21 protein-coding genes are annotated in these 22,456 nt (G+C 60.1%); 9 read left to right on the forward strand and 12 right to left on the reverse strand.

Going from position 1 to position 22,456, the window contains the following annotated elements:
• Positions 1-3 precede the first annotated feature (3 nt).
• The 6 genes from AB4N64_RS29135 to dksA form a co-directional block, all read right to left on the reverse strand.
• Positions 4-1,407, reverse strand: coding sequence for a polynucleotide adenylyltransferase PcnB (locus tag AB4N64_RS29135; RefSeq protein ID WP_460120823.1), 1,404 nt, complete (start codon positions 1,405-1,407; stop codon positions 4-6).
• Positions 1,408-2,095: 688 nt separating this feature from the next.
• Positions 2,096-3,532: a sigma-54-dependent transcriptional regulator gene (locus AB4N64_RS29140; protein WP_460120825.1), complete on the reverse strand. Its 1,437-nt coding sequence runs from the start codon at positions 3,530-3,532 to the stop codon at positions 2,096-2,098.
• Between the two features lie 22 nt (positions 3,533-3,554).
• Positions 3,555-6,509: a sensor histidine kinase gene (locus AB4N64_RS29145; RefSeq protein WP_460120827.1), complete on the reverse strand. Its 2,955-nt coding sequence runs from the start codon at positions 6,507-6,509 to the stop codon at positions 3,555-3,557.
• Positions 6,493-6,669, reverse strand: a complete 177-nt coding sequence (locus AB4N64_RS29150) for a hypothetical protein (protein WP_003176118.1) — start codon at positions 6,667-6,669, stop codon at positions 6,493-6,495. The genes AB4N64_RS29145 and AB4N64_RS29150 overlap by 17 nt, the downstream gene beginning before the upstream one ends.
• A 78-nt stretch (positions 6,670-6,747) precedes the next feature.
• Positions 6,748-7,635 (reverse strand): tRNA glutamyl-Q(34) synthetase GluQRS, encoded by an 888-nt coding sequence (gene gluQRS / locus AB4N64_RS29155; RefSeq protein WP_460120828.1) that lies wholly within the window; start codon positions 7,633-7,635, stop codon positions 6,748-6,750.
• A 98-nt stretch (positions 7,636-7,733) separates the two neighbouring features.
• Positions 7,734-8,168 carry an RNA polymerase-binding protein DksA gene (gene dksA / locus AB4N64_RS29160; protein WP_460120830.1) on the reverse strand — a complete coding sequence of 145 codons (435 nt, stop codon included), beginning with the start codon at positions 8,166-8,168 and terminating at the stop codon, positions 7,734-7,736.
• Between the two features lie 338 nt (positions 8,169-8,506).
• Here dksA and AB4N64_RS29165 point away from each other — a divergent pair, with 338 nt between their 5' ends.
• Together AB4N64_RS29165 and sfsA are read left to right on the forward strand one after the other, a co-directional pair.
• Complete coding sequence (locus AB4N64_RS29165) at positions 8,507-9,679, forward strand: pyridoxal phosphate-dependent aminotransferase (RefSeq protein WP_460120832.1); 1,173 nt, start codon at positions 8,507-8,509, stop codon at positions 9,677-9,679.
• On the forward strand, positions 9,679-10,392 hold the full coding sequence (sfsA, locus tag AB4N64_RS29170; protein ID WP_460120833.1) for a DNA/RNA nuclease SfsA: 714 nt from the start codon (positions 9,679-9,681) through the stop codon (positions 10,390-10,392). Before AB4N64_RS29165 ends, sfsA begins: the two co-directional genes overlap by 1 nt.
• Here sfsA and AB4N64_RS29175 read toward each other — a convergent pair.
• Complete coding sequence (locus tag AB4N64_RS29175) at positions 10,389-10,706, reverse strand: Rieske (2Fe-2S) protein (RefSeq protein ID WP_460120835.1); 318 nt, start codon at positions 10,704-10,706, stop codon at positions 10,389-10,391. The genes sfsA and AB4N64_RS29175 overlap by 4 nt on opposite strands.
• A gap of 167 nt (positions 10,707-10,873) precedes the next feature.
• Between AB4N64_RS29175 and AB4N64_RS29180 the strand changes: the two genes are divergently transcribed.
• Genes AB4N64_RS29180 through AB4N64_RS29195 form a run of 4 tightly spaced genes read left to right on the forward strand, consistent with a single transcriptional unit; the run spans position 10,874 to position 14,416 of the window.
• On the forward strand, positions 10,874-11,746 hold the full coding sequence (locus AB4N64_RS29180; RefSeq protein WP_460120837.1) for a heme/hemin ABC transporter substrate-binding protein: 873 nt from the start codon (positions 10,874-10,876) through the stop codon (positions 11,744-11,746).
• A gap of 50 nt (positions 11,747-11,796) precedes the next feature.
• A complete protein-coding gene (locus tag AB4N64_RS29185; protein WP_460126893.1) occupies positions 11,797-12,780 on the forward strand; it encodes a FecCD family ABC transporter permease in 984 nt (327 codons plus the stop codon).
• A gap of 2 nt (positions 12,781-12,782) precedes the next feature.
• Positions 12,783-13,547 carry a heme ABC transporter ATP-binding protein gene (locus AB4N64_RS29190; protein ID WP_460126895.1) on the forward strand — a complete coding sequence of 255 codons (765 nt, stop codon included), beginning with the start codon at positions 12,783-12,785 and terminating at the stop codon, positions 13,545-13,547.
• Positions 13,548-13,564: 17 nt separating this feature from the next.
• Positions 13,565-14,416: a ChaN family lipoprotein gene (locus tag AB4N64_RS29195; protein WP_460120839.1), complete on the forward strand. Its 852-nt coding sequence runs from the start codon at positions 13,565-13,567 to the stop codon at positions 14,414-14,416.
• A 229-nt stretch (positions 14,417-14,645) separates the two neighbouring features.
• On the opposite strand, the gene AB4N64_RS29200 is transcribed toward AB4N64_RS29195, so the two are convergent.
• The 4 genes from AB4N64_RS29200 to AB4N64_RS29215 form a co-directional block, all read right to left on the reverse strand.
• The gene (locus tag AB4N64_RS29200; RefSeq protein ID WP_460120840.1) at positions 14,646-15,446 is read right to left on the reverse strand and encodes a Crp/Fnr family transcriptional regulator; all 801 of its coding nucleotides are present in this window, start codon (positions 15,444-15,446) and stop codon (positions 14,646-14,648) included.
• Between the two features lie 15 nt (positions 15,447-15,461).
• Entirely contained in the window at positions 15,462-15,734 is a 273-nt protein-coding gene (locus AB4N64_RS29205; protein ID WP_009050884.1) for a TfoX/Sxy family protein, read from the reverse strand.
• A gap of 231 nt (positions 15,735-15,965) precedes the next feature.
• The gene (locus AB4N64_RS29210) at positions 15,966-16,310 is read right to left on the reverse strand and encodes a pentapeptide repeat-containing protein (RefSeq protein WP_460120842.1); all 345 of its coding nucleotides are present in this window, start codon (positions 16,308-16,310) and stop codon (positions 15,966-15,968) included.
• Between the two features lie 90 nt (positions 16,311-16,400).
• Positions 16,401-17,957: a bifunctional aminoglycoside phosphotransferase/ATP-binding protein gene (locus tag AB4N64_RS29215; protein WP_460120844.1), complete on the reverse strand. Its 1,557-nt coding sequence runs from the start codon at positions 17,955-17,957 to the stop codon at positions 16,401-16,403.
• 117 nt (positions 17,958-18,074) lie between these two features.
• Here AB4N64_RS29215 and mrcB point away from each other — a divergent pair, with 117 nt between their 5' ends.
• Genes mrcB through AB4N64_RS29230 form a run of 3 tightly spaced genes read left to right on the forward strand, consistent with a single transcriptional unit; the run spans position 18,075 to position 21,488 of the window.
• Positions 18,075-20,396 carry a penicillin-binding protein 1B gene (gene mrcB, locus AB4N64_RS29220; RefSeq protein WP_460120846.1) on the forward strand — a complete coding sequence of 774 codons (2,322 nt, stop codon included), beginning with the start codon at positions 18,075-18,077 and terminating at the stop codon, positions 20,394-20,396.
• A 16-nt stretch (positions 20,397-20,412) separates the two neighbouring features.
• Positions 20,413-21,153, forward strand: a complete 741-nt coding sequence (locus AB4N64_RS29225; protein ID WP_460120848.1) for a hypothetical protein — start codon at positions 20,413-20,415, stop codon at positions 21,151-21,153.
• A complete protein-coding gene (locus tag AB4N64_RS29230) occupies positions 21,153-21,488 on the forward strand; it encodes a YqcC family protein (protein ID WP_460120850.1) in 336 nt (111 codons plus the stop codon). Before AB4N64_RS29225 ends, AB4N64_RS29230 begins: the two co-directional genes overlap by 1 nt.
• A gap of 147 nt (positions 21,489-21,635) precedes the next feature.
• Here AB4N64_RS29230 and AB4N64_RS29235 read toward each other — a convergent pair whose 3' ends face one another.
• Positions 21,636-22,058 carry a DUF4124 domain-containing protein gene (locus AB4N64_RS29235; protein WP_460120851.1) on the reverse strand — a complete coding sequence of 141 codons (423 nt, stop codon included), beginning with the start codon at positions 22,056-22,058 and terminating at the stop codon, positions 21,636-21,638.
• Positions 22,059-22,456 lie beyond the last annotated feature (398 nt).

The following is a 22,456-nucleotide window of genomic DNA, read 5'->3' on the forward strand; positions in this document are numbered from 1 at the left end:
GCGCTACTCGCCCGATGCGCTCGGTGCACCAGCCGCTCGTTTGCGTTTGGCACCGGTGCTGCGACGACGTTTGCGGGGAGCCCCGGGGGCGCCATCGTCCTTGCCGCCGAGGTCGCGGATCATGTCGCGACGTTCGCTGTCGTTGGCATCCTGATAGTCGGTCCACCATTCACCCAGGCCGTCGGTCTGCTCGCCCGCGCTTTCACGCAGCAGCAGGAAGTCGTAACCGGCGCGGAATCGCGGGTTGTCCAGCAACAGGTCGGCGCGTTTGCCGCTGCGTCGCGGCAGGCGTTCCTGCATGTCCCAGATTTCACGGATGGGCAGGGTGAATCGCTTCGGAATCGCGATGCGCTGGCATTGTTCGGCAATCAGTTCGTGAGCGGCTTCCTGCATCGCCGGGATTGGCGGCATGCCACGCTCTTGCAGGCGCAAGACGCGAGCAGGCAGGGCAGGCCAGAGCAAGGCGGCAAAAAGGAACGCGGGGGTCACCGGTTTGTTCTGCTTGATGCGCAGATCGGTGTTGATCAACGCTTCACTGATCAGCGTGTGTGTGTACGTCGGGTTGTATTCCAGTGCCTCGGCGCTCGCCGGGAACAGCGGATCGAACAATTGCAGGTCGACCAGCATCTCGAATGTGTCGGCGGCATGGCCGGAGAGGAACAACTTCAGCACTTCTTCGAACAGACGCGCCGACGGGATCTCGCGCAGCATCGGTGCCAGGTCACGGATCGGCTGGGCACTGTGCTTTTCAATGCCGAAATAGAGCTTGGCGGCAAAACGCACGGCCCGCAGCATCCGCACCGGGTCTTCCTGGTAACGCTGCTTCGGGTCGCCGATCAGGCGGATCAGGTGATTGCGGATATCGTGTACGCCGTTGGCGTAATCAAGGATGCGCTCGCTGACCGGGTCGTAATAGAGGGCGTTGATGGTGAAGTCGCGACGTTGTGCGTCCTCCTCCAGGGTGCCATAGACGTTATCGCGCAGGATGCGTCCGCTCTCGTTGCGCGAGGACTGGTTGCTGTCTTCTTCCTCGTCGTTTTGCGGGTGATTGGCGCGGAAGGTCGCGACTTCGATGATTTCACGACCGAAATGGATGTGCACCAGCTTGAAGCGACGACCGATGATGCGCGCATTCCGGAATTCGGCGCGAACTTGCTCGGGCGTGGCGCTGGTGGCGACGTCGAAGTCTTTGGGCGTGATGCCCAGCAGCATGTCGCGCACGCAGCCACCGACCAGGTAAGCCTGGTAACCGGCGCTCTGCAGGCGTTCGACAATGTTCACCGCGTAGCGGCTGAATTGCGCCTTTTGCAGCGAATGTTGGCCGCTGTTAAGCACTTCAGGCGTGCTGCGGATGTGTTGCGTAATACGCTTGGGAGAACGGAATGACTGGAACAGCTTCTTCAGCATGGGATGCACTGTTTGAAGGAATGTTCGGCCAAAACGAAGAATGACCGCATGATGGGCGGGGATTCTAGCATTTAGTCAGAGGATGGTGTAGGACACCGTAGGAAGAGGTCCGGAAGACGGAAACTACAAGGGGAGCCGAAGCTCCCCAAGAAGTAGTTGCATGCTCTATTTTTGTTATTGGTTTCGGGCTTTTTGTTTTTGTTGAGTGCCCTCGTCATGAAGCTTTTCCTTCATGACCCTCCCAATCGGGAGCCAAGAGCAAACGGATTGCTTTGGTCGCTGTGTTGCAGTGATCTTGCGATCCAACCAGTTCAGGCTCTGTCTTAGGACAGTTTTTGTTGTTCTCGGCCTGGTCGTGGGGCACGCCCCAAATACAACGCCTCTCCAAAAGAATCAGTTAGCTGCGCCTCTCGCCGTCTTGTTTTTATTGTGCGTGAGTCGATTCGTCTTATTTTTATTGTCTTATGCATTGCTTGTTATTGTTCTTGTACCAAACATATAGCAGGGTGCGTGCCAACTTTTGCGAACCCCAGTAAAACAAGGGCTTACACCCTCGCGGCCGGTTTTTTGAGGTCAAAAAAAACCGGGGCTTCGTTACCGTAAGCCCCGGCTTCTGTTACGCGAAAAGCCTGCGGTAACAGTTTTTTTCACAAAGTCATGTGTTACTGGCGCACCCTTCAGGTGACGTTCAGCTCTCGCTGGCCACCCCGGTCTTGCGCCGCGGAATGCCCAGGCGCTGACGGCGCTCCCACAGGCATTTGCGACTGACCCCCAGTTTGCGCGCCAGCTCGGTCTCGGTCATGTGGTCCTGATGCTCAAGAACGAAGTGCTGGAAGTAGTCCTCCAGCGACAGGTCCTCGGTCGGCTCATGGCTGCTGCTGGCAGCGCCATTGCCCTGTTGCGGCGCCAGGCCGATGAACTCGTCGTCTTCAAGATCGCCCAGTTCGATGTCGATGCCCAGCAGCTCGGCGGAAATCTCCGGGCTCTCGCTTAGGATGACCGCGCGTTCGACTGCGTTTTCCAGCTCGCGCACGTTACCCGGCCACGAATAGTGACGGATGGCCTGCTCCGCGTCAGGGGCAAACTTCAGGTCGGTGCGGTTGATGCGCGCACTTTGGCGTGCCAGGAACGCATTGGCGATTTCGTTGACGTCGGCGCCGCGTTCGCGCAATGCCGGCAGTTTCAGCGCAATCACGTGCAGGCGGTAGTACAGGTCCTCACGGAACTGGCCGATTTTCGCCAGGCTCTTGAGGTCGCGGTGGGTCGCGGCGATCAGGCGCACGTCGACCTTCTGCGACTGCACGGAGCCGACCCGGCGTATCTCGCCTTCCTGCAACACGCGCAGCAGACGAGCCTGGGCTTCGAGTGGCAATTCACCGATTTCGTCAAGGAACAGCGTGCCGCCGTCCGCAGCTTCCACCAGGCCGGCACGCCCGGCGCTTGCACCGGTAAAGGCACCTTTCTCGTGGCCGAACAGTTCGGACTCGATCAGGCTTTCCGGAATGGCTGCACAGTTCACCGAGATCATCGGTGCCTTGGCGCGCCTGGACAAGTTGTGCAGGGCACGCGCCACCAATTCCTTGCCGGTGCCGGACTCGCCCTGGATCAGCACATTGGAGTCGGTCGGTGCGACTTTGCGAATCTTGCCGTAGAGGTCCTGCATCGGTGGGCATGAGCCAATGATGCCGATTTCGCCATTGCTGTTGTCGGTGCCCGGTTTGGCCGCACCATTGGCAGCTTTGCCCGCTACCGTTTCGCCGCCGGCCGGTGCCGATTGCCGGTCACGCAGGATGCGTGCAACGGCCTGGAGCATTTCATCGTGGTCGAAGGGTTTGGCGATGTAGTCCACCGCGCCCATCTTCATCGAGTCGACCGCCGAGCGCAGGCTGGCGTAGCTGGTCATGATCAGCACCGGAGTGCCTTGGCCAAGCTTGATCAGTTCAGTCCCCGGCGCGCCCGGAAGGCGCAGGTCACTGACGATCAGGTCGAACGTGGGAATAGTGAAGCGTTCTTGTGCTTCCTGCACTGAACCGGCTTCGCTGACCTGGTACTGGTTACGTTCCAGCAGGCGGCGCAAGGCGGAGCGGATAATGGTTTCGTCTTCGACGATCAAAATGTGCGGCATTGATTCGATACTCTCGACGGTCTCAGTTCACAGCGGACGTCGCTTCGACATGACGCGGCAAAGTGACCCTGATACGGGTGCCGCGTTGGCTTTGAACATCAGCCGGGCTGTCGATGGTGATTTGTCCATAATGCTCTTCAACGATGGAATAGACCAGTGCAAGGCCCAGACCGGTGCCTTCGCCAGGGTCCTTGGTGGTGAAGAAAGGCTCGAACAGTCGGTCCATGATGTTCTTGGGTATGCCACTGCCTTCGTCTTCGACGATCAGGTCGACCGTGTGTTCGTAGGCTTCGCTCTTGACCCGCACCGCGCTGCCCGGAGGCGAGGCGTCACGGGCGTTTGAGAGCAAATTGATGAGGACCTGGGCGAGTCGTTGCGGATCGCCTTCGACCCAGTGCTCGGGATCGCACAGGTTGTAGAACTGTACCTCGAAATTGCGTCGGTTCAGCGCCAGCAGGCCGATGGCATCCTGGGCCACCTCGGCCAGACAGACGGCTTCATCGTTGTGCTGATGGCTCCCGGCATGGGCGAAGCTCATCAATGACTGGACGATGCGCGACACGCGTTTGGTCTGCTCGATGATCTGGCCGCTGATTTCCTTGAGCTCGCCATCTTCCTCACGCTCTTCGCGCAGATTCTGAGCCAGGCAGGCAATGCCGGTAATCGGGTTGCCGATCTCATGGGCCACGCCCGCTGCGAGACGGCCGATGCTGGCCAGACGCTCGGAGTGCACCAGTTTGTCTTCGAGCATCTGGGTTTCGGTCAGGTCTTCGACCAGCAGTACCAGCCCGCTGTTGCCCGGCGCGAGTGGTTCATCGATGGCCGCCTTGTGCAGGTTGAGCCAGCGGGTCTGGCCATCGAGAGCCAGGTGCTGCTTGTGCAAGTGCTCGTCCGGCACGTTGATGAAACCTTGCAGCAGGCCCTTCCACGGTTCGGTAATGGTGCTCAGGCGCGAACCGACCACGCGTTGCGCGGCGATGCCGGTGAGCTCCTCCATGGCCTTGTTCCACATGAGGATTTCCTGGTCCTTGGCCAGGGAGCAAACGCCCATGGGCAATTCCTGCAGGGTCTGGCGGTGGTAGCGGCGCAGGGCGTCGAGTTCGGCGGCCAGGCCGGTCAGGCGCGAGTGATAATCCTCAAGGCGACTTTCGATGAAATGAATGTCTTCGGTGACGTAGTTTTCGCCGCCAGCCTTGTACGGCAGGAAGGTTTCGACCATGTCTTGTGCCACGCTCGGCCCCATCAGGCCGGAGAGGTTGGCTTCGATCCGGTCCCGCAAGCGGCGCAGGGCATACGGCCGGCGTTCGTCGAACGGCAGATAGAGATCGCGCAGGGCCTGTTCGACTTCCTTCTGTGCCGCCTTGGCACCCAGGGGCTTGGCCAGTTGCGTGGCGAATTCCTGGGGCGAGGCGGCATGCAGTTCCCGGCGTTGCGGGCGACGCACGTTGTCGACCGCGCAGGCTTCGGCGGCGCTGGCCTCTTCGGTGCTGGCGTTGGTGAACAGTGAAATCAGGGTGAACATCAGCACGTTGGCGGCCAGCGATGCGATGGCCGCCATGTGCCAACTGGTGTCGTCCAGCACGTAGATCATGTTCAGCAGCGGAATGTAGAAACCCTGAAGGTTGCCCACCAGGGGTAACAGCATGGTGATCAGCCACACCAATATCCCCGCCAGCAGGCCGGCGATGAAGCCGCGACGGTTGGCGGTCGGCCAGTACAGGACCGACAACACGCCAGGCAGGAACTGCAGGGTGGCGACGAACGCGACGATGCCCAGGTTTGCAAGGTCCTGCTCGGCCCCCAGCAGCAGGTAGAAACCGTAGCCGGCCATGATGATCGCGACGATCAAGGCGCGGCGGGTCCACTTCAGCCAGCGATAGATGTTGCCTTCGGCAGGGGGCTGGTAAAGCGGCAGCACCAGGTGGTTCAGGGCCATCCCGGACAGGGCCAGGGTGGTGACGATGATCAGGCCGCTGGCGGCCGACAACCCTCCGACATAGGCCAGCAGCGCCAGGGCCGGACTGTTGGCGGCGATGCCGATGCCCAAGGTGAAGAATTCAGGATTGGTGGTGGCACCCAGTTTCAGTCCGGCCCAGAGAATCAGCGGCACCGCCAGACTCATCAACAGCAGGAACAGCGGCAAGCCCCAGCTCGCGCTGACCAGCGAGCGCGGGTTGAGGTTTTCGGTAAAGGTCATGTGGTACATGTGCGGCATCACGATCGCCGACGCGAAGAACACCAGCAACAACGTGCGCCACGGGCCTTCCTGCAAGGGCGTGTGCAGGGCGGCGAGGGCGGTCTGGTTTTGCAGCAACCAAAGCTCAAGCTGTTGGGGTCCGTCGAATACACCATAAAGGGCATACAGGCCGACACCGCCAATGGCGATCAGCTTGATCACCGACTCAAAGGCAATCGCAAACACCAGGCCCTCATGCTTCTCGCGAGTGGCGATGTGTCGTGAGCCGAAGAAAATCGTGAACAGGGTAATCAATGCGCAGAAGCTCAGCGCCACGCGATGCTGTACCGGTTCGCCGGTGAGAATGCTGATGGAGTCGGCCACCGCTTGAATCTGCAGGGCCAGCAACGGCAGCACGCCGATCAACATGAAGATGGTGGTCAGCGCGCCCGCCCAGGTACTGCGAAAGCGGAACGCGAACAGGTCGGCGAGTGACGATAACTGATAGGTGCGGGTGATTTTCAGGATTGGGTACAGCAACACCGGCGCCAGCAGGAATGCACCGGAAACCCCGAGGTAACTCGACAGAAAGCCATAGCCATACTGGTAGGCCAGGCCAACCGTGCCGTAAAACGCCCATGCACTGGCGTAGACCCCCAGCGACAGGGTGTACGTCAGCGGGTGGCGAATGATCGCCCGGGGGATCATGCCCCGTTCGCTGACCCAGGCCACGCCGAACAGCACTGCCAGGTAGGCGGCGCTGATCAGGATCATCTGGGTCAGGCTAAAGCTCATCGGCATCTTTTTGGCTCTGCAGGATGAAGGTCACGACGATCAGGATCAGCCAGAGCAGATAAGGGCGATACCAGGCGCCTGTGGCGTCGATCCACCAATCCATGATGGCTGGGGAGAACAGATAGATCCCCACTACCAGGAGCAGGACCAAGCGATAGATGTACATCCCGGCCTCTCTTTATTTATGCGCGTGCCTGAAAACGTGCGGCGATGGTAACGGATGGGTGAGCCACTGCAAGCCTGATCACTGTAGTTGCGCTTCGGGCAGGTTGAGTGTGCGCGGGATCTTCGATGCATCCCAGTGGGCGATGCCCCAGTCCAACACTTCCCGGGGCGTGCCGTAGGTCAGTTCGGTCCCGGGATTTTGCCCGAGTGCCCGCAGTGCCCGCAGCAATAAGGGTGTTGCCTGATCTTTGGTCAGTGGCGGCGAGCGGTAGGACTTGCCGAGCTTGTTGCCGTCAGGCTGGGTGATCAGAGGAATGTGCAGATAACGAGGCTGCCGCAGACCGAGCAGTTCCTGCAGGTACAACTGGCGCGGGGTAGAGTCCAGCAGGTCGGCGCCGCGAACGATATCGGTGATGCCCTGCCAGGCGTCATCGAGCACCACCGCCAATTGATAGGCGTACAGGCCATCGCGGCGACGGATCACGAAGTCACCGACCTCCCGGCCCAAGTGCTGGCGGTACTCACCCTGCACGCGGTCGATGAAGTGATATTCGAGCTCGGGGACGCGCAGACGGATGGCTGCGCCTTCAGGACTGTGACCGACATTGCGGCACAGCCCGGGATAAATGCCGTGATAGGGCTCAAGCTGTTTGCGCGAGCAGGTGCAGGCGTACGCCAGGCCGTGATTGAACAACTGATCGAGCATGTTGGCGTACGCGTCGTGGCGCTCGCTCTGGCGGACCAGTTCGCCATCCCACTCGAAACCGTAGCTTTCCAGGGCGTGGAGAATGGCTGCCTGCGCGCCGGGCTCTTCCCGCGGCGGATCGAGATCTTCCATGCGCATCAGCCAACGCCCACCCACTGCACGGGCGTCGAGGTACGAAGCCAGCGCGGCGACCAGCGAACCGAAATGCAGATGTCCGCTTGGGGTGGGGGCGAAGCGTCCGATGTAGGTGCGGGATTTCATGGCGCGATATCTTTCAGGCTTACGCTCCTACAGGGGCGGGTAAATATCAGAAACAAAAACGGAGCGTTCGCACGCTCCGTTCTTCATTCAAATCGCCATTACTTGCCGACTTGTTTTTCCTTGATTTCCGCCAGGGTCTTGCAGTCAACACACATGTCGGCGGTAGGGCGGGCTTCCAGACGCTTGACGCCAATCTCGACGCCGCAGGATTCGCACCAGCCGTACTCTTCGTCTTCGATCAGTTGCAGAGTCTTGTCGATCTTCTTGATCAGCTTGCGCTCGCGGTCGCGGGCGCGCAGTTCGAGGGCAAACTCTTCTTCCTGGCTGGCACGGTCTGCCGGGTCCGGGAAGTTGGCTGCTTCGTCCTTCATGTGATCAACCGTGCGGTCGACTTCCTGCATCAAGTCCTGTTTCCACTTGTTCAGGACCTTGGTGAAGTGAGCGCGCATGGGCTTGCCCATGTATTCCTCACCCTTGGTTTGAACGTAAGGTTCGAAACCGCTGATTGGCTGTTGCTTTGCTTGGGTGGACATGAAATAGACCGCCTCTACTCTTGTAATCCATCTGCGCAGGATTGCTCCATCACCGGCACCTGCCGGCCCTGCGGCTGCAAGCGGGCGAACTTAACAGATCAAGTCGGACCGCGCTACTCCCGGATGTCGAGGTCACGGCCCGGTGGGGCTTGCAAATGATTGCAAAGCCTTGTCTGCTGGCGATGGAGGCCTGATCAAGTAATGATTTTAGTCAAACCTGGCGCACGCGTATGAGTCGTTTGTGGCCAGGGGTACCAGGTGTCTGACCGCTTTTGGTTCTCGCTCGTTCCCGCGCTTGGGTAGAATCGGTTTTTTCCCCTTTTGTTGAAGGAAGGCTAATGGCCCAGTCCTACAGTGCCCGCAGTCGCGCGATCGAACCGTTCCATGTCATGGCGCTGCTGGCGCGGGCCAATGAACTGCAAGCGGCCGGCTTTGATGTGATTCATCTGGAAATCGGCGAGCCGGACTTCACCACCGCCGAGCCGATCATCCAGGCCGGCCAAGCGGCGTTGTCGGCAGGGAAGACCCGTTACACTGCCGCCCGCGGCATTCCAGAACTGCGCGAGGCCATTTCGGGTTTCTATCAGCAGCGTTATGGTTTGGGTATCGATCCGCGGCGCATCCTCATTACCCCCGGCGGCTCCGGCGCGTTGCTGCTGGCCAGTGCCTTGCTGGTGGATCCGGGCAAACACTGGCTACTGGCGGATCCGGGCTACCCGTGCAATCGGCATTTTCTGCGACTGGTCGAAGGTGCGGCGCAGCTAGTCCCTGTGGGGCCCGAGGTGCGATATCAACTGACGCCGGATCTCGTCGAGCGCCATTGGGACAAAGACAGCGTCGGTGCGCTGGTGGCCTCGCCCGCCAACCCGACGGGTACGATCCTGAGCCGCGACGACCTGGCCGGGTTATCCGATGCAATCAAGGCGCGTCACGGTCATCTGGTGGTGGACGAGATCTACCACGGCCTGACTTACGGCACCGATGCCGCCAGCGTCCTGGAAGTCGACGACGACGCCTTTGTGCTGAATAGTTTTTCCAAGTATTTCGGCATGACCGGTTGGCGGCTGGGCTGGCTGGTGGCACCGGAGGCAGCGGTAGGTGAGCTGGAGAAACTGGCCCAGAACCTCTACATCAGTGCCCCAAGCGTGGCCCAGCATGCGGCTTTGGCCTGTTTCGAACCGGCGACTATTAATATTCTTGAAGAACGCCGCGCCGAATTTGGCCGACGTCGGGACTTCCTGTTGCCGGCCCTGCGTGAGCTGGGATTCAATATTGCCGTGGAGCCTGAGGGCGCCTTCTATTTGTACGCCGATATCAGCCAGTTCGGCGGTGATGCCTTCGCGTTCTGTAAACATTTCCTTGAAACCGAGCATGTTGCAATTACGCCTGGTCTCGATTTCGGGCGCTACCAGTCCAGCCATCACGTTCGGTTTGCCTACACCCAGAGTCTGCCGCGCCTACAGGAAGCGGTTGAGCGCATCGCTCGCGGCTTGCGGAGCTGGCAAGGCTGATGCGTTTTCACCCGCCCCTCGAAGAAGGTCGCCTGATCCGGCGCTACAAGCGGTTTCTCGCCGATATCGAGACCGTTGACGGCGAGTTCCTCACCCTACATTGCCCGAATACCGGCTCGATGCTTAATTGCCAGGTTGAAGGCGGTCAAGTGTGGTTCAGTCGCTCAAACGACCCGAAGCGCAAATTGACGGGCACTTGGGAAATCGGTGAAACCCCACAAGGACGGCTGTTTTGCGTAAATACCGGACGTGCCAATGGTTTGGTCGAGGAGGCGCTGCGTGGCGGCGTCATCACCGAACTGGCTGGTTTTACCGAGCTCAAGCGTGAAGTGGCTTACGGACAGGAACGAAGTCGCATCGATTTTCGTCTCGACTACCCGAGTGGCCCCGCCTATGTGGAGGTCAAAAGCGTGACACTGGGCTTCGACGGATCATCCGTTGCGGCGTTTCCCGATGCGGTGACCCAGCGGGGTGCCAAGCATTTGCGTGAGCTGGCGCATCTGGCCAGGGACGGCATCCGCGCTGTGCAATTGTACTGCGTGTGCCTGAACGATATCGACGCCGTGCGCCCAGCGGACGAAATCGATGCGGCCTACGCGTCGGCATTGCGAGAAGCAGTAGCGTGTGGAGTCGAGGTGCTGGCGTACGGTGTGCGCTTGAGCCATGAAGAAATGCGGGTTGAGCGGCGACTGGACGTGTTGCTCGGTCGTTAGACGCTGATCCAGATACCCTGGTCGTCTTCGCGGCAATCAATGCCGGTGAGAAATTGTCCGGCGCAGGGGCCGGCCACGCATTCGCCGTCCTCAATCAGGAACAATGCGCCATGGGTGGCGCACTGGATCAGGGTGTTACTCGGGTCGAGAAATTGGTCGGGCGTCCATTCCAGCCCTACGCCACGGTGCGGGCAGCGGTTGAGATAAACATGGACCAGGCCGTTGCGACGCACGGCGAACAGCTTCCGCCCCTCGACGTCGAAACCGCGGCTGCTGGAATCGGCCAGCTCAGTGCCGGCGCAGAGAAACTTCATGACTCTCCTCAACGCCGACGGCTCGTGACTGGATATGTCCGAGCTTGACGTTCAAATGCAAACAATTATCAAATGGCCGACTTGTCCGTGGGACAAAGGTGCACGGAGCCGAGGATACTTGGCCTGACATCTCAATGTCTGGGAAAACCTTTCAAAGGAAGTCGTTTATGCGTCTGAGTACCCGCGTTGTTGCGCTTTGCGTCGGACTTTTCGCCAGCCATCACGCCATGGCGGCCGAGTTGCCACAACGTTGGGTCAGTGCCGGAGGCGCCCTGTCGGAATGGGTCTGTGAACTGGGGGGCGAATCGAAACTGGTCGGAGTCGACACCACCAGCCAGCACCCACCATCTCTCAAGGCGTTACCGAGCATCGGCTATCAACGGCAGCTGTCGGCGGAAGGTGTCTTGAGCCTGCGCCCACACATTCTGGTGGGCACCGAGGAAATGGGGCCGCCGCCGGTGCTGTCGCAGATTCGTACTGCCGGGGTACAAGTCGAACTGTTTTCCGCCCAGCCTGATCTGCCAACGCTTCAAGGCAATCTGCAGCACCTGGGCAAGTTGCTGGGGGCTGAAGACAAGGCTACGCAGGTGTATCAGGACTATCAACAGCAACTGGACCAGCAGAAAGTCCGCGTCACCAAGGCGCAGTTGACGCAATCGTCGCCTGGGGTGCTGTTATTGGTGGGTCATGCGGGTGGCAAACCCCTGATCGCCGGCAAGGACACCGCGGCCGACTGGCTGATCCAGAAAGCCGGCGGGCATAATCTGGCGACCCACGCCGGTTACAAACTTTTTTCCAACGAATCCCTGATCAGCCTGGACCCCGAAGTATTGGTCTTCGCTGACCGTGCCCTGACTGGCGAAGCGGCGCGTGCCGCGTTGTTCAAGGAAAATCCGATCCTGTCCTCAACCCGTGCCGCTAAAGATGGGCGGGTCATGGAGCTTGATCCGACCCTTCTGGTGGGTGGACTCGGCCCTCGATTGCCCGCTGCCTTGAAAAACATCAGTGATCTGTTCTACCCCGGCACTGCCACTCCATGACCGTACTCGTAAAACCACGGACTTTGTTCATTGGCCTGGGTGTCCTGTGCGTGCTGGCGATCTGGCTGTCTCTGGCGCTGGGGCCAGTCAGCCTGCCGTTGTTCGATACCCTGCGCGCGACGTTGCGCATGCTCGGTTTGCCGATTGCCGCCGATGGGCTGGAACAGGCTGAACTGATCCTGGGCCAGATTCGCCTACCGCGTACCTTGCTCGGGTTGGCGGTGGGCGGCGTATTGGCGCTGTCGGGTGTGGCGATGCAAGGTCTGTTTCGCAATCCGCTGGCTGATCCGGGCCTGGTTGGCGTTTCCAGCGGCGCGGCCTTGGGTGCGGCGATCGCGATTGTCGGCGGCTCGGCTTTTGGGGGATTGCCTGAATCCGCCGGGCCGTATTTGTTGTCGCTGTGCGCGTTTCTCGGTGGTCTTGGCGTGACGGCGCTGGTGTACCGACTGGGCCGGCGAAATGGGCAGACCCATGTCGCGATCATGCTGCTGGCCGGTATCGCCTTGACCGCACTGGCCGGTTCCGCCGTTGGGCTGTTTACCTATCTGGCGGATGACGCGACCTTGCGCACGCTGACGTTCTGGAACCTGGGTAGCCTCAATGGCGCCAGTTATTCGCGACTTTGGCCATTGTTGCTGATCAGTGTCGGCGTGGCGTTGTGGCTGCCGCGCCGGGCCAGAGCGCTGAATGCGTTGTTGCTCGGCGAGTCGGAGGCCGGTCACCTGGGCATCGATGTCGAAGGACTCAAGCGCGAGCTGGTGTTTTGTACGGCGCTGGGGGTTGGGGCAGCGGTTGCGGCGGCGGGAATGATCGGCTTCGTCGGGTTGGTCGTGCCGCATCTGGTGCGCTTGCTGGCTGGCCCGGATCATCGTGTCCTGTTGCCGGCTTCGGTGCTGGCGGGGGCGAGCCTGCTCCTCTTGGCCGATCTGGTGGCGCGCCTGGCGTTGGCGCCGGCCGAGCTGCCGATCGGGATTGTTACGGCGTTCATTGGTGCGCCGTTCTTTCTGTATCTGTTACTGCGGGGGCGTGCCTGATGTTGCGAACGCAAAATCTGCACATCCATAGGGGGCACCAACGGGTCCTGACGGACATCACGCTTGAGCTCAAGCCCGGTGAAGTACTCGGCGTGCTGGGGCCGAACGGAGCCGGTAAAAGTACGCTGCTGAGTGCCTTGGCAGGTGAGTTGCACGCGGATCAACCCAGCGTGTGGCTTGACGATCGCGAGTTGCGCGAATGGACGGGCGCCCGCCGTGCGCAGCGCCTGGCTGTATTGCCGCAGGTATCGACCCTGGATTTCGCGTTTCGCGTGGAGGAAGTGGTCGGTATGGGGCGCTTGCCGCATCAGAGCGGGCGACTCCGGGACGACGAAATCGTCGCGGCCGCCTTGCAGGCCGCCGACGCCAGGCATTTGATGGGGCGCAGTTATCTGGCATTGTCCGGTGGCGAGCGTCAGCGGGTGCACCTGGCCCGTGTGCTGGCTCAACTCTGGCCTGGCGACGTTGGGCAGACCCTGCTGCTGGACGAGCCGACCTCGATGCTCGATCCGCTGCACCAGCACACGACCCTCCAGGCGGTGCGCGAATTCGCTGACCGCGGTGCGGCGGTCATGGTGATCCTGCATGATCTGAATCTGGCGGCGCGTTACTGTGACCGCCTGTTGTTACTCGAAGGCGGGCGTCCGGTGGCGCTCGATACACCTGAACAGGTGCTGCGCCCAGGACCGCTCAAGTCCGTATTCGGTCTGGACGTATTGGTTCAACAGCATCCGGAGCGCGGGCATCCGTTGATCATCGCCCGCTGAAACCACAGGGTGAGCGCATGCGTATCTGGGTAATTCTGGCGGGGCTGTTGCTGAGTGCCTGCCAACACGTTTCAGCACCGCCGCAGGTTGTCGGCGAGATTCGCGACTTGCGCACTGGCCGAGTGCTGAGCGCGCAAGAGCTTGTGTCGCAGTTGGCCAAATCGGCGCGATTGATCGTGGGGGAACAGCACGACAACCGTGATCATCATGAACTGCAGCGATGGTTGTTGCAGTCAATGGGAGATCAGCGACCCCAAGGCAGCCTGTTGCTGGAGATGCTCACGCCGGATCAGCAGGCCCGTGTCGATGATCTGCGCCAGGCCCCGACTTTGCCGGCAGACTTGCCCGGTGCCTTGGCCTGGCAGGCAGGTTGGGACTGGAACCTGTACGGGCCAATCGTCAGTTTCGCCCTGACCCAACCTTATCCGTTGCTGGCTGCCAATCTGGACACCAACGAGGTCCGTGCTATCTATGCCAAGCCGCCGGTCCTGAGTGGATCGCGCACGAATGCCGAAACGGTCAGGGCGCAGTTGCTGGCGCAAGTCAGCGAATCCCATTGCGGCCTGCTGCCTGAATCACAAATGCCGGCCATGCTCGCCGTGCAGCAACAGCGCGACCGCCGCATGGCGCAGCGCCTGATCGCGGCGCCCGCTCCAGCGTTGTTATTGGCGGGGGCTTACCACGCACGCAAGGATGTTGGGGTGCCGATCCATGTCCTGGATTTGGGCCCGGCCCAGGCACCGACGGTTTTGATGTTGGCTGAGCAGGGCAATGAGGTGACGGCGGCAGTGGCCGATTACGTTTGGTACACACCCGTCACGCAGGCACCGGATTATTGCGCGCAGATGCGTGAGCAGTTCGGCAAATAGCGCGGCTTTTTCTCAGGCAAAAAAAGACCCGGCAAGAGCCGGGTCAAATAACCGTGATTAGCCTGATGAGGAGATATCTGAGAGTCCGAACCAAGGGCTTTTCAAATATCGACCAGTCTCGCGACCAGTTGTGATAATCATATCGATTCTCATTACCGAGTCAACAACTGATTCTGCATTTATTTGAAAATTGTTGTTCCAGCGATGCGAGGCCGCGTAGTCATTGGCGTCAGGGCGAATTTTTCATCGTGCTCAGATGTGTAACCTGTTTATTCAACGAGCCAATTCTGCGCGCCATGCTCTCGATCAGGCTGTGGGCGATCTTCGGATTGCTGCGGGTGAGGCTCAAAAACTGATCCTTGGGGATCAACATGACCGTGCTGGGTTCGCTGGCAATCACGCTCGCGTTGCGTTTCTCGCCGGTGAACACCGCCATGGCGCCGAAAATCTCGTCCCTGGGGATGTCGCCCACCTTGTGTCCGTCAACGAAGGCTTCGGCGTGTCCTTCAATAATGACGAAAACATGATCCGCCTCATCGCCCTGATTGATCAGCAGGTCGCCACGCGCCACGCGCTGAAAACCGTTGGTGCTGCGAAACTCCGGTTGTTTGAGGCGCGCGACGGCGTCGGACAGCAGCGCGTTCTGCCCGGCCATGTACTGCACGAACAGTTCCGAGCGTTGTGAGTCAGCGTAAATATGTCGGAACACTTCGCTACGCAAATAGGGTATCAGCGCGATCGGGCTGTCGGTGCGCAAGCGGCAGCGCGGCAGATCGGCCTCCTGGCGCAAGCCGACCAGATCACCTTCATGAAGGTAAAACAGTGGGCGTTCGTCGATGCATCCGTACAGCAAGCCATTTTTCAAGACAAACAACTGATCGCCCGGCAAGTCGGCCGCCAGGTCCTCGACTGCACGGAATTCCAGCACCGGACCGCACGGGGTCAAATGCTCCAGCAGGCGTGTCGGGATATTCTGCAGGCGGTTGATCAGTGCGTCGGCGTAAGCCGGTTGTTCCCCAAGCAAATACATGGCGGCAGGGCTCGTTCAGTTCTTGTGGCGTGACGAAATAGCATCCAGCTGCTTATTCAGGGCTTCCTTGCGCTCTGCGGGAATGTCGTTCCAGTGCACATCCATCAGAGCTCCCTCAATCGCGTACAGCAACACTTTCGATGCCCGGAACCCGCGCGTGCGCACGGCCCGATAGGCATCCACAGCGCCAAGGCGGCGCAAATCCGAGGCGCTATGGATACCCACGGCATGCAGCCACTGCGCCGACGTCTTGCCAAGATTCTTCAGATGCTGCAGTTCATCATTCATCAAGCCTCCTTGCGACGGCCGAACGGTGCGTGGGCGAGCTTCTGAGGAGTGTAGCCATCAGTAGGAAAAGCGTGATTGTTTGGTCGGTTTTGGAGCAATTGCTTCTAAGAAGCATGCGAGGAGGGGACGTAGACGGATGAAATCGCGTGGGGAAGGCAGGAAGTAGTCAGTTGGTAGTCGGCAAGCCACCTTCAGTCCAGCGCAACGCGGCGCCGGACTGACCCGTCATTTTCAGCGCGAGCGATAACGCAGGCGTGTGCCGAAATTCATCGACATCAGAATCTCGTCGGCGCTCAGCTCTGGCGGGAAGTACGCACCGGAAATTTGGGCGTGAGCCAGGCTTGCACCCTCCAGGTTCGAGCGTGTGAAGTCGATACCGCGCAGGTCGGCGGAACGGAAATAGGCATTGCTGAAGTCGACGCCTTCGGCATTCAACTCACGCAGGTCCAGGCCGCGGAAATCACCCCCGACCATATCGACAGGTCCGTCTTTGGGGCGTTCGTTGTTGAAACCCTTGATGTCGTCTTTGTGCAGCAAAGCATACAGCGGAGTGTCGAGTAGTTTGGGCTGGCTCATGTCAGGTCACCTGTTGGTTTTATGACGCCAGTATAGTGCCACCACGTTACAGTCGTGAAGCCGTGGAAGGCTTCACGACTGAAATACGCTTTACAGGCCTGGCAGGCGTTGACGGATTTGTGCAACAACGGTGTCCAGGGTTCCGCTTTCATTGGTCTGGACGCGTTTGCTGCACAGAATCTCGGCAGGCGTCAGCGCTTCACGATTGGCCTGTTGAGCGGCGATTACGGCCAGGTTGGCGTCGGAAGGATCGTTCTTGTCTGCCTGACGCATCGCCAGCCAGCTTTCGATCACGGCTTGTGGCGCATTGCAGTCAAGGATCAGGAACGGCGCGCCAGTGGCTTCGGCGATGTGTGCGGCGCCATCACGCTGATCACGCTTGAGGTAGGTAGCATCGATCACCACCGGGAAGCCGGCGCGCAGGATCTGGGCGGCAATTTCATGCAGGCGGGCGTAGGTCGCGACGCTGGAATCGTCGCTATAGATACCGGCTCGAGGATCGTTCTTGACCGTTTGCTCACCGAACAGGCGCTTGCGCTCTACGTCGGAACGCAGCCGGATTGCCCCCAGAGCCTCGACCAGGCGCATGGCCACATGGCTTTTGCCGACAGCGGAAACGCCGTGGGTAATAGCCAGGAAACGTGAAGGAATGGTGCTGTAGCTTTCGGCCAGGTTGGCGTAGTTGCGGTATTGGCGCAGGGTCGTGGCGCGTTGCACCGCATCGGCTTCGGCCGGCATGCTGAACAGGCTGACCTTGGCGCGAACCAGCGCGCGATAGGCCTTGTAGAAATTCAACACTTCCAGGCCCTGGTAGTCGCCGGTCAACTCCAGGTACTGGCTGACGAAACGACGGGCCAGGCACTTCAAGCCACGGTCTTCAAGGTCCATCGCCAGGAAGCCGGTGTCGGCATACACGTCGGTGAAGCGAAACGGTTCGTTGAATTCGATGCAGTCGAAGATCACGACCTTGCCGTCGATGACAGTGGCGTTGCCAAGGTGGATATCACCGTGGCATTCACGGATGAACCCTTCGGCTTTGCGTTGGGCAAACAGCGGTTGGAGGCGATCGAAACTGCTTTCGGCCCAAGCTTGAAGCGCGTCGAGTTGCAGCAGGTCGGCCTTGTCGCTGAGGAATGGGCGGATCTGTTCGAAGTTCTGCCGCACGGGTGCCATGACGCTGTCGGGAGTGCCGGCTTCATGTTCGGCTGGCACTTTCGGTGCGTTGAGGTGGAACTGGGCGATCTGCGCGGCCATCTCGTCGATATGGGCGGTGGTCAGTTCACCGTTGGCTTGCAGGGTGCTGAGCAACTGGCTCTGCGGGAACTGGCGCATCTTGAGCGCGAAGTCGAGCGCGGGACCATCACCCCCCAGTTGTGGCGCGTCGATGCTGCCGGTGATTGGCAACACTTCCAGATACAAATCATCGGTCAGGCGCTGGTTCAGGCGCAGTTCTTCGCCGCAGAAATGCTCACGGGCATCCAGGCTGGTGAAGTCCAGAAAACCGAAATTCACCGGCTTTTTCACTTTATAAGCGAAGGGGCCCGTGAGAATGACCCAGGAGATATGGGTCTCGATGACCTGGAACCCGTCTACCGGATGTGGGTAAAGGGCCGGGTTTTGCAGGGCGGCGATCAGGGACTGGCTCACAGGCTTTCCTTCAGAGTCTGGGGAATTTATTGGCCGCCATTATGTCCACAAGTCCGCCCGACGCAAACCTCGGTGCGCTCCTGTTGACTATGAATAAACTGCGTATAATCCGGCGCCATGACTCGTACTCGATCTCCCCGAACCCCTAAAAAACCACCTTCCCGGGGCCTGCGCCCCTGGCTGGGCTGGGCCATTAAACTCAGTCTGGTCGGCCTTGTGCTCCTCGCCGGATTCGCCGTTTACCTCGATGCCATCGTCCAGGAGAAGTTCTCCGGCAAGCGCTGGACGATCCCGGCGAAGGTGTACGCCCGTCCGCTTGAGCTGTTTACCGGCCAGAAGTTGAGTAAAGAAGACTTCCTGACGGAACTCGATGCCCTGGGCTATCGCCGCGAAAGCGTCAGCAATGGCCCCGGTGCTGCGTCTGTCAGTGGCAACACCGTTGACCTGAACACGCGGGGGTTCCAGTTCTATGAAGGCTTGGAAAAGCCGCAACCGGTGCGCGTGCGTTTCTCCGGCGACTACGTGGCCGAACTCTCGGCGACCAACGGTTCGAAACTGTCTGTGGTGCGCCTGGAACCGCTACTGATCGGCGGCATCTACCCGAAAAATCTTGAAGACCGCATCCTGATCAAACTCGATCAGGTACCGCCGTACCTGCTCGAAACCCTGGTTGCCGTGGAAGACCGTGATTTCTACAGCCACTGGGGCGTATCGCCCAAATCGATTGCCCGTGCCGTCTGGGTCAATACCTCCGGCGGCAAAATGACCCAGGGTGGTAGTACGCTGACGCAACAGTTGGTGAAGAATTTCTACCTGACCAGCGAGCGCAGCCTGACTCGTAAACTCACCGAAGCCATGATGGCGATGTTGCTGGAACTGCACTACGACAAGCGCGAAATCCTTGAGGCTTACCTCAACGAGGTGTTCGTCGGTCAGGATGGGCAGCGTGCGGTGCACGGTTTCGGTCTGGCCAGTCAGTTCTTCTTCGGGCAGCCATTGTCCGAACTCAAACTGCATCAGGTGGCCATGTTGGTGGGTATGGTCAAGGGGCCTTCCTACTACAACCCGCGGCGCAATCCCGAGCGCGCACTGGAGCGTCGCAACCTCGTGCTCGATGTGCTCGAGCAACAGGGCGTCGCCACGGCGGAGCAAGTCGCGGCGGCGAAGAAAATGCCGTTGGGCGTGACCACTCGCGGCAAGCTGGCCGACAGCTCGTTCCCAGGCTTTATCGACCTGGTCAAACGTCAGTTGCGTGAAGACTACCGCGACGAAGACTTGACTGAAGAAGGCCTGCGGATCTTCACCAGTTTCGATCCGATTCTGCAGATGAAAGCCGAAGCCTCGGTCAACGACACCTTCAAACGGCTGGCGGGGCGCAAAGGTTCTGATGATGTCGAAGCGGCGATGGTGGTGACCAACCCGGAAACCGGGGAAGTCCAGGCCATGATCGGCAGTCGCCAGGCGAGTTTCGCCGGCTTCAACCGGGCGCTGGATGCGGTACGACCGATTGGTTCGCTGATCAAGCCGGCGGTTTATCTGACCGCCCTGGAAAAACCGAGCCAGTACTCCTTGACCAGTTGGCTGTCGGACGAATCGTTTTCGGTCAAAGGTGCTGACGGGCAAGTCTGGAAGCCGCAGAACTATGATCGCCGCTCCCATGGCACGGTTTTCCTGTATCAAGGCCTGGCGCATTCCTACAACCTGTCGACCGCACGTCTCGGGTTGGCGGTGGGCGTGCCCAACGTCCTGAAAACGGTGGCCCGACTGGGTGTGAGCCGGGAATTCCCGGCGTACCCGTCGATGTTGCTGGGGGCCGGTGGCATGACCCCGATCGAGGTCGCCACCATGTACCAGACGCTCGCCAACGGTGGTTTCAATACGCCAATGCGCGGGATTCGCAGCGTACTGACGGCTGAGGGCGAGCCGCTCAAGCGTTATCCTTTCCAGATTCAACAGCGTTTCGATCCGGCATCCATTTACCTGATCCAGAACGCCATGCAGCGAGTGATGCGCGAAGGTACGGGCAGTTCGGTGTACAACGTGTTGCCGAAAACCCTGACTCTGGCAGGCAAGACCGGGACCAGTAACGATTCGCGGGACAGTTGGTTCGCAGGCTTCAGCCAGGACTTGCTGGCGGTGGTCTGGCTGGGACGCGATGATAACGGCAAGACTCCGTTTACCGGTGCCACCGGCGCGCTGCAGGTTTGGACCAGTTTCATGCGCAAAGCCGACCCGCTGCCGCTGGACATGCCGCAACCGGACAACGTCGTTCAGGCCTGGGTTGACTCGCGAACCGGGCAGGGCTCCGATGCCAATTGCCCAGGTGCCGTGCAGATGCCGTATATTCGCGGCAGCGAACCGCCTCCCGGCGCCGCCTGTGGTGGCGAACCTGCTTCCGGCGAAACGGTGATGGATTGGGTCAAGGGCTGGATGAATTAAGCAATGAGGGTTTGAAGTGAACAAGTGGTTGATTCCGGCGATGACCGCCGTGGCTTTGCTCAGCGGTTGTTCCAGCGTACAGCGTGGCTCCATTCCCGTGGTGGATTCGGGCAGTGCCGTATCCAACAGCGAGCGGGTTTCGGCCAATGGGGGTTTCCGGCAGACGACGGTACAGCGTCCGGTGCAGTCTCAGAGCGAGGCCATCCCGCAGGGTGATACCGGTGTCGTGGTCATGGTGCCGGGCGGCGGCGCCGTTTCGTCCGCGCCGATCAGCACTTCGCCGATCACGCCAGGCCCTTCGAGCTCGGGCCCGATTACCCCTGGCCCAATCGACACTTCGTCGGCGCCGATCAATCAGGGCAGTTACAGCATGCCGTCGACCCCGAGCGGCATTCCCTCCGCGAGCGCCGGTGGCCTGTCGGCCGACGAGCAATTGGACGGTCCGGTATTGGCGCTGTTGACCACCGCTCAACAGCAACAGGCTGGTGGTGACCTGAATGGCGCGTCTTCCAGCCTGGAGCGGGCCCAGCGCGTTGCGCCCCGTGAGCCGCAAGTGCTTTATCGCCTGGCGCAGGTGCGCATGGCCCAAGGCGATGCAGCGCAAGCTGAACAGTTTGCCCGTCGTGGCCTGACATTCGCCAATGGGCGTCCGGCGCTTCAGGCCAGCCTGTGGGATTTGATTGCTCAGGCGCGTGAGAAGCAAGGTGACTCTGCTGGCGCGGCACTGGCTCGTCAGAAGGCCAAGGTCTCTTCGTGATGGACGTGCGTTTTCCAAAAATTGCCGAACACTTGCTGCTGATCGAGCGCGAACTGAGGGTTCAAGGCTGGTGGGACGATGTCTCGCCTCCTGCTGAGGCGTTGTCCAGTGTCGAGCCCTTTTCGGTCGATACACTGGACTTCGAACAGTGGCTGCAATGGATCTTCCTGCCCCGCATGAAAATGATCCTGGAGCAGGATTTGCCGCTGCCCAATGCTTCTGGCATTCAGGAAATGGCCGAGATGGTCTTCGCCTCTCGCAATGTCCAGGGGCGGGACCGGCAGTTGCAGAAACTGCTCAAAGAGTTCGACCTGCTGATCACCGCCACCCGCTAAAGATAGCTGTATCTGTAGGCGCGAGCATGTCGAACCGTCGCGATGGACGTCAACGATAACGCTGGGCAGCCTGGCACCCCGCGGGGTCTGATCCATCATCGCGACGGTTCGACGCCTCGACATGCTCGCTCCTACAGGTTCAACGTATCACTGGCAATTCTCTTCAATCTGCCGCTGCGTCTCGGCCGTGCGCTCCTGACGTTGCTCCTCGCTCAGGCGGCGCAACTCCCCATCGACATCTTCCCGTAATCTCGGATTGTTCTTGAGTTGAGCCAGGTTCGTCCGGGCTTGCTCGCAGAACACCTTCAGTTGAGCCTGCTGCTCGGCGACCTGGCTCTTGACCGACTTGTCGATGGCCTGTTGATCGCCAATGGTGTTGCTGCGTGGCGGCGCGGTCGGAGTGCCCGACGAGGAAGAGGGCGTGACCACGGTTTCCGCTTGGCGGCCTTGCGGCGGTTGTGCGTCAAAGTGGGTGACGCCTTGTTCATCGACCCATTTGTAAATCTGCGCGGCCATGACCGAGGGGCCGAGGCCCATCAGCAGGGCGGCGGTCAGGAAAAACGTTCGCATGCCATTTCCTTGTCTCGGGTTGCGCAATTGAAGCTAACACAGTTGCTGTTTAGCGGTTTTTTCTTGCTTTCTCATGTGCTTACTTCAATAAAGCACATAGACGACTTGACTTGCAGGGGACGAAACAGAAGAATCCAAAGTCCGCTGTAGAGGGACTGCCAGAAGCAGACCCACTCAGCAGATCATGAGGCGCACATCCGCGTCGACCTGTTACACCCGCAACGCGTTACCTCGCGCTGGGTGGGAAAAGCCCGCAACACTTGGGACGATCCCAATACTTGCTCAGTCAGTGCTGACGTAGTCGGCGACCACCGTCGCTCATGCTCTGCCGAGAAGTAAACCTATTAAGACCCGTCCCATGCTGACATGGACGGTATTCTGGCGTTTTAGAGGTGAAC

The organism is Pseudomonas sp. S2_C03 (genome assembly GCF_054668405.1).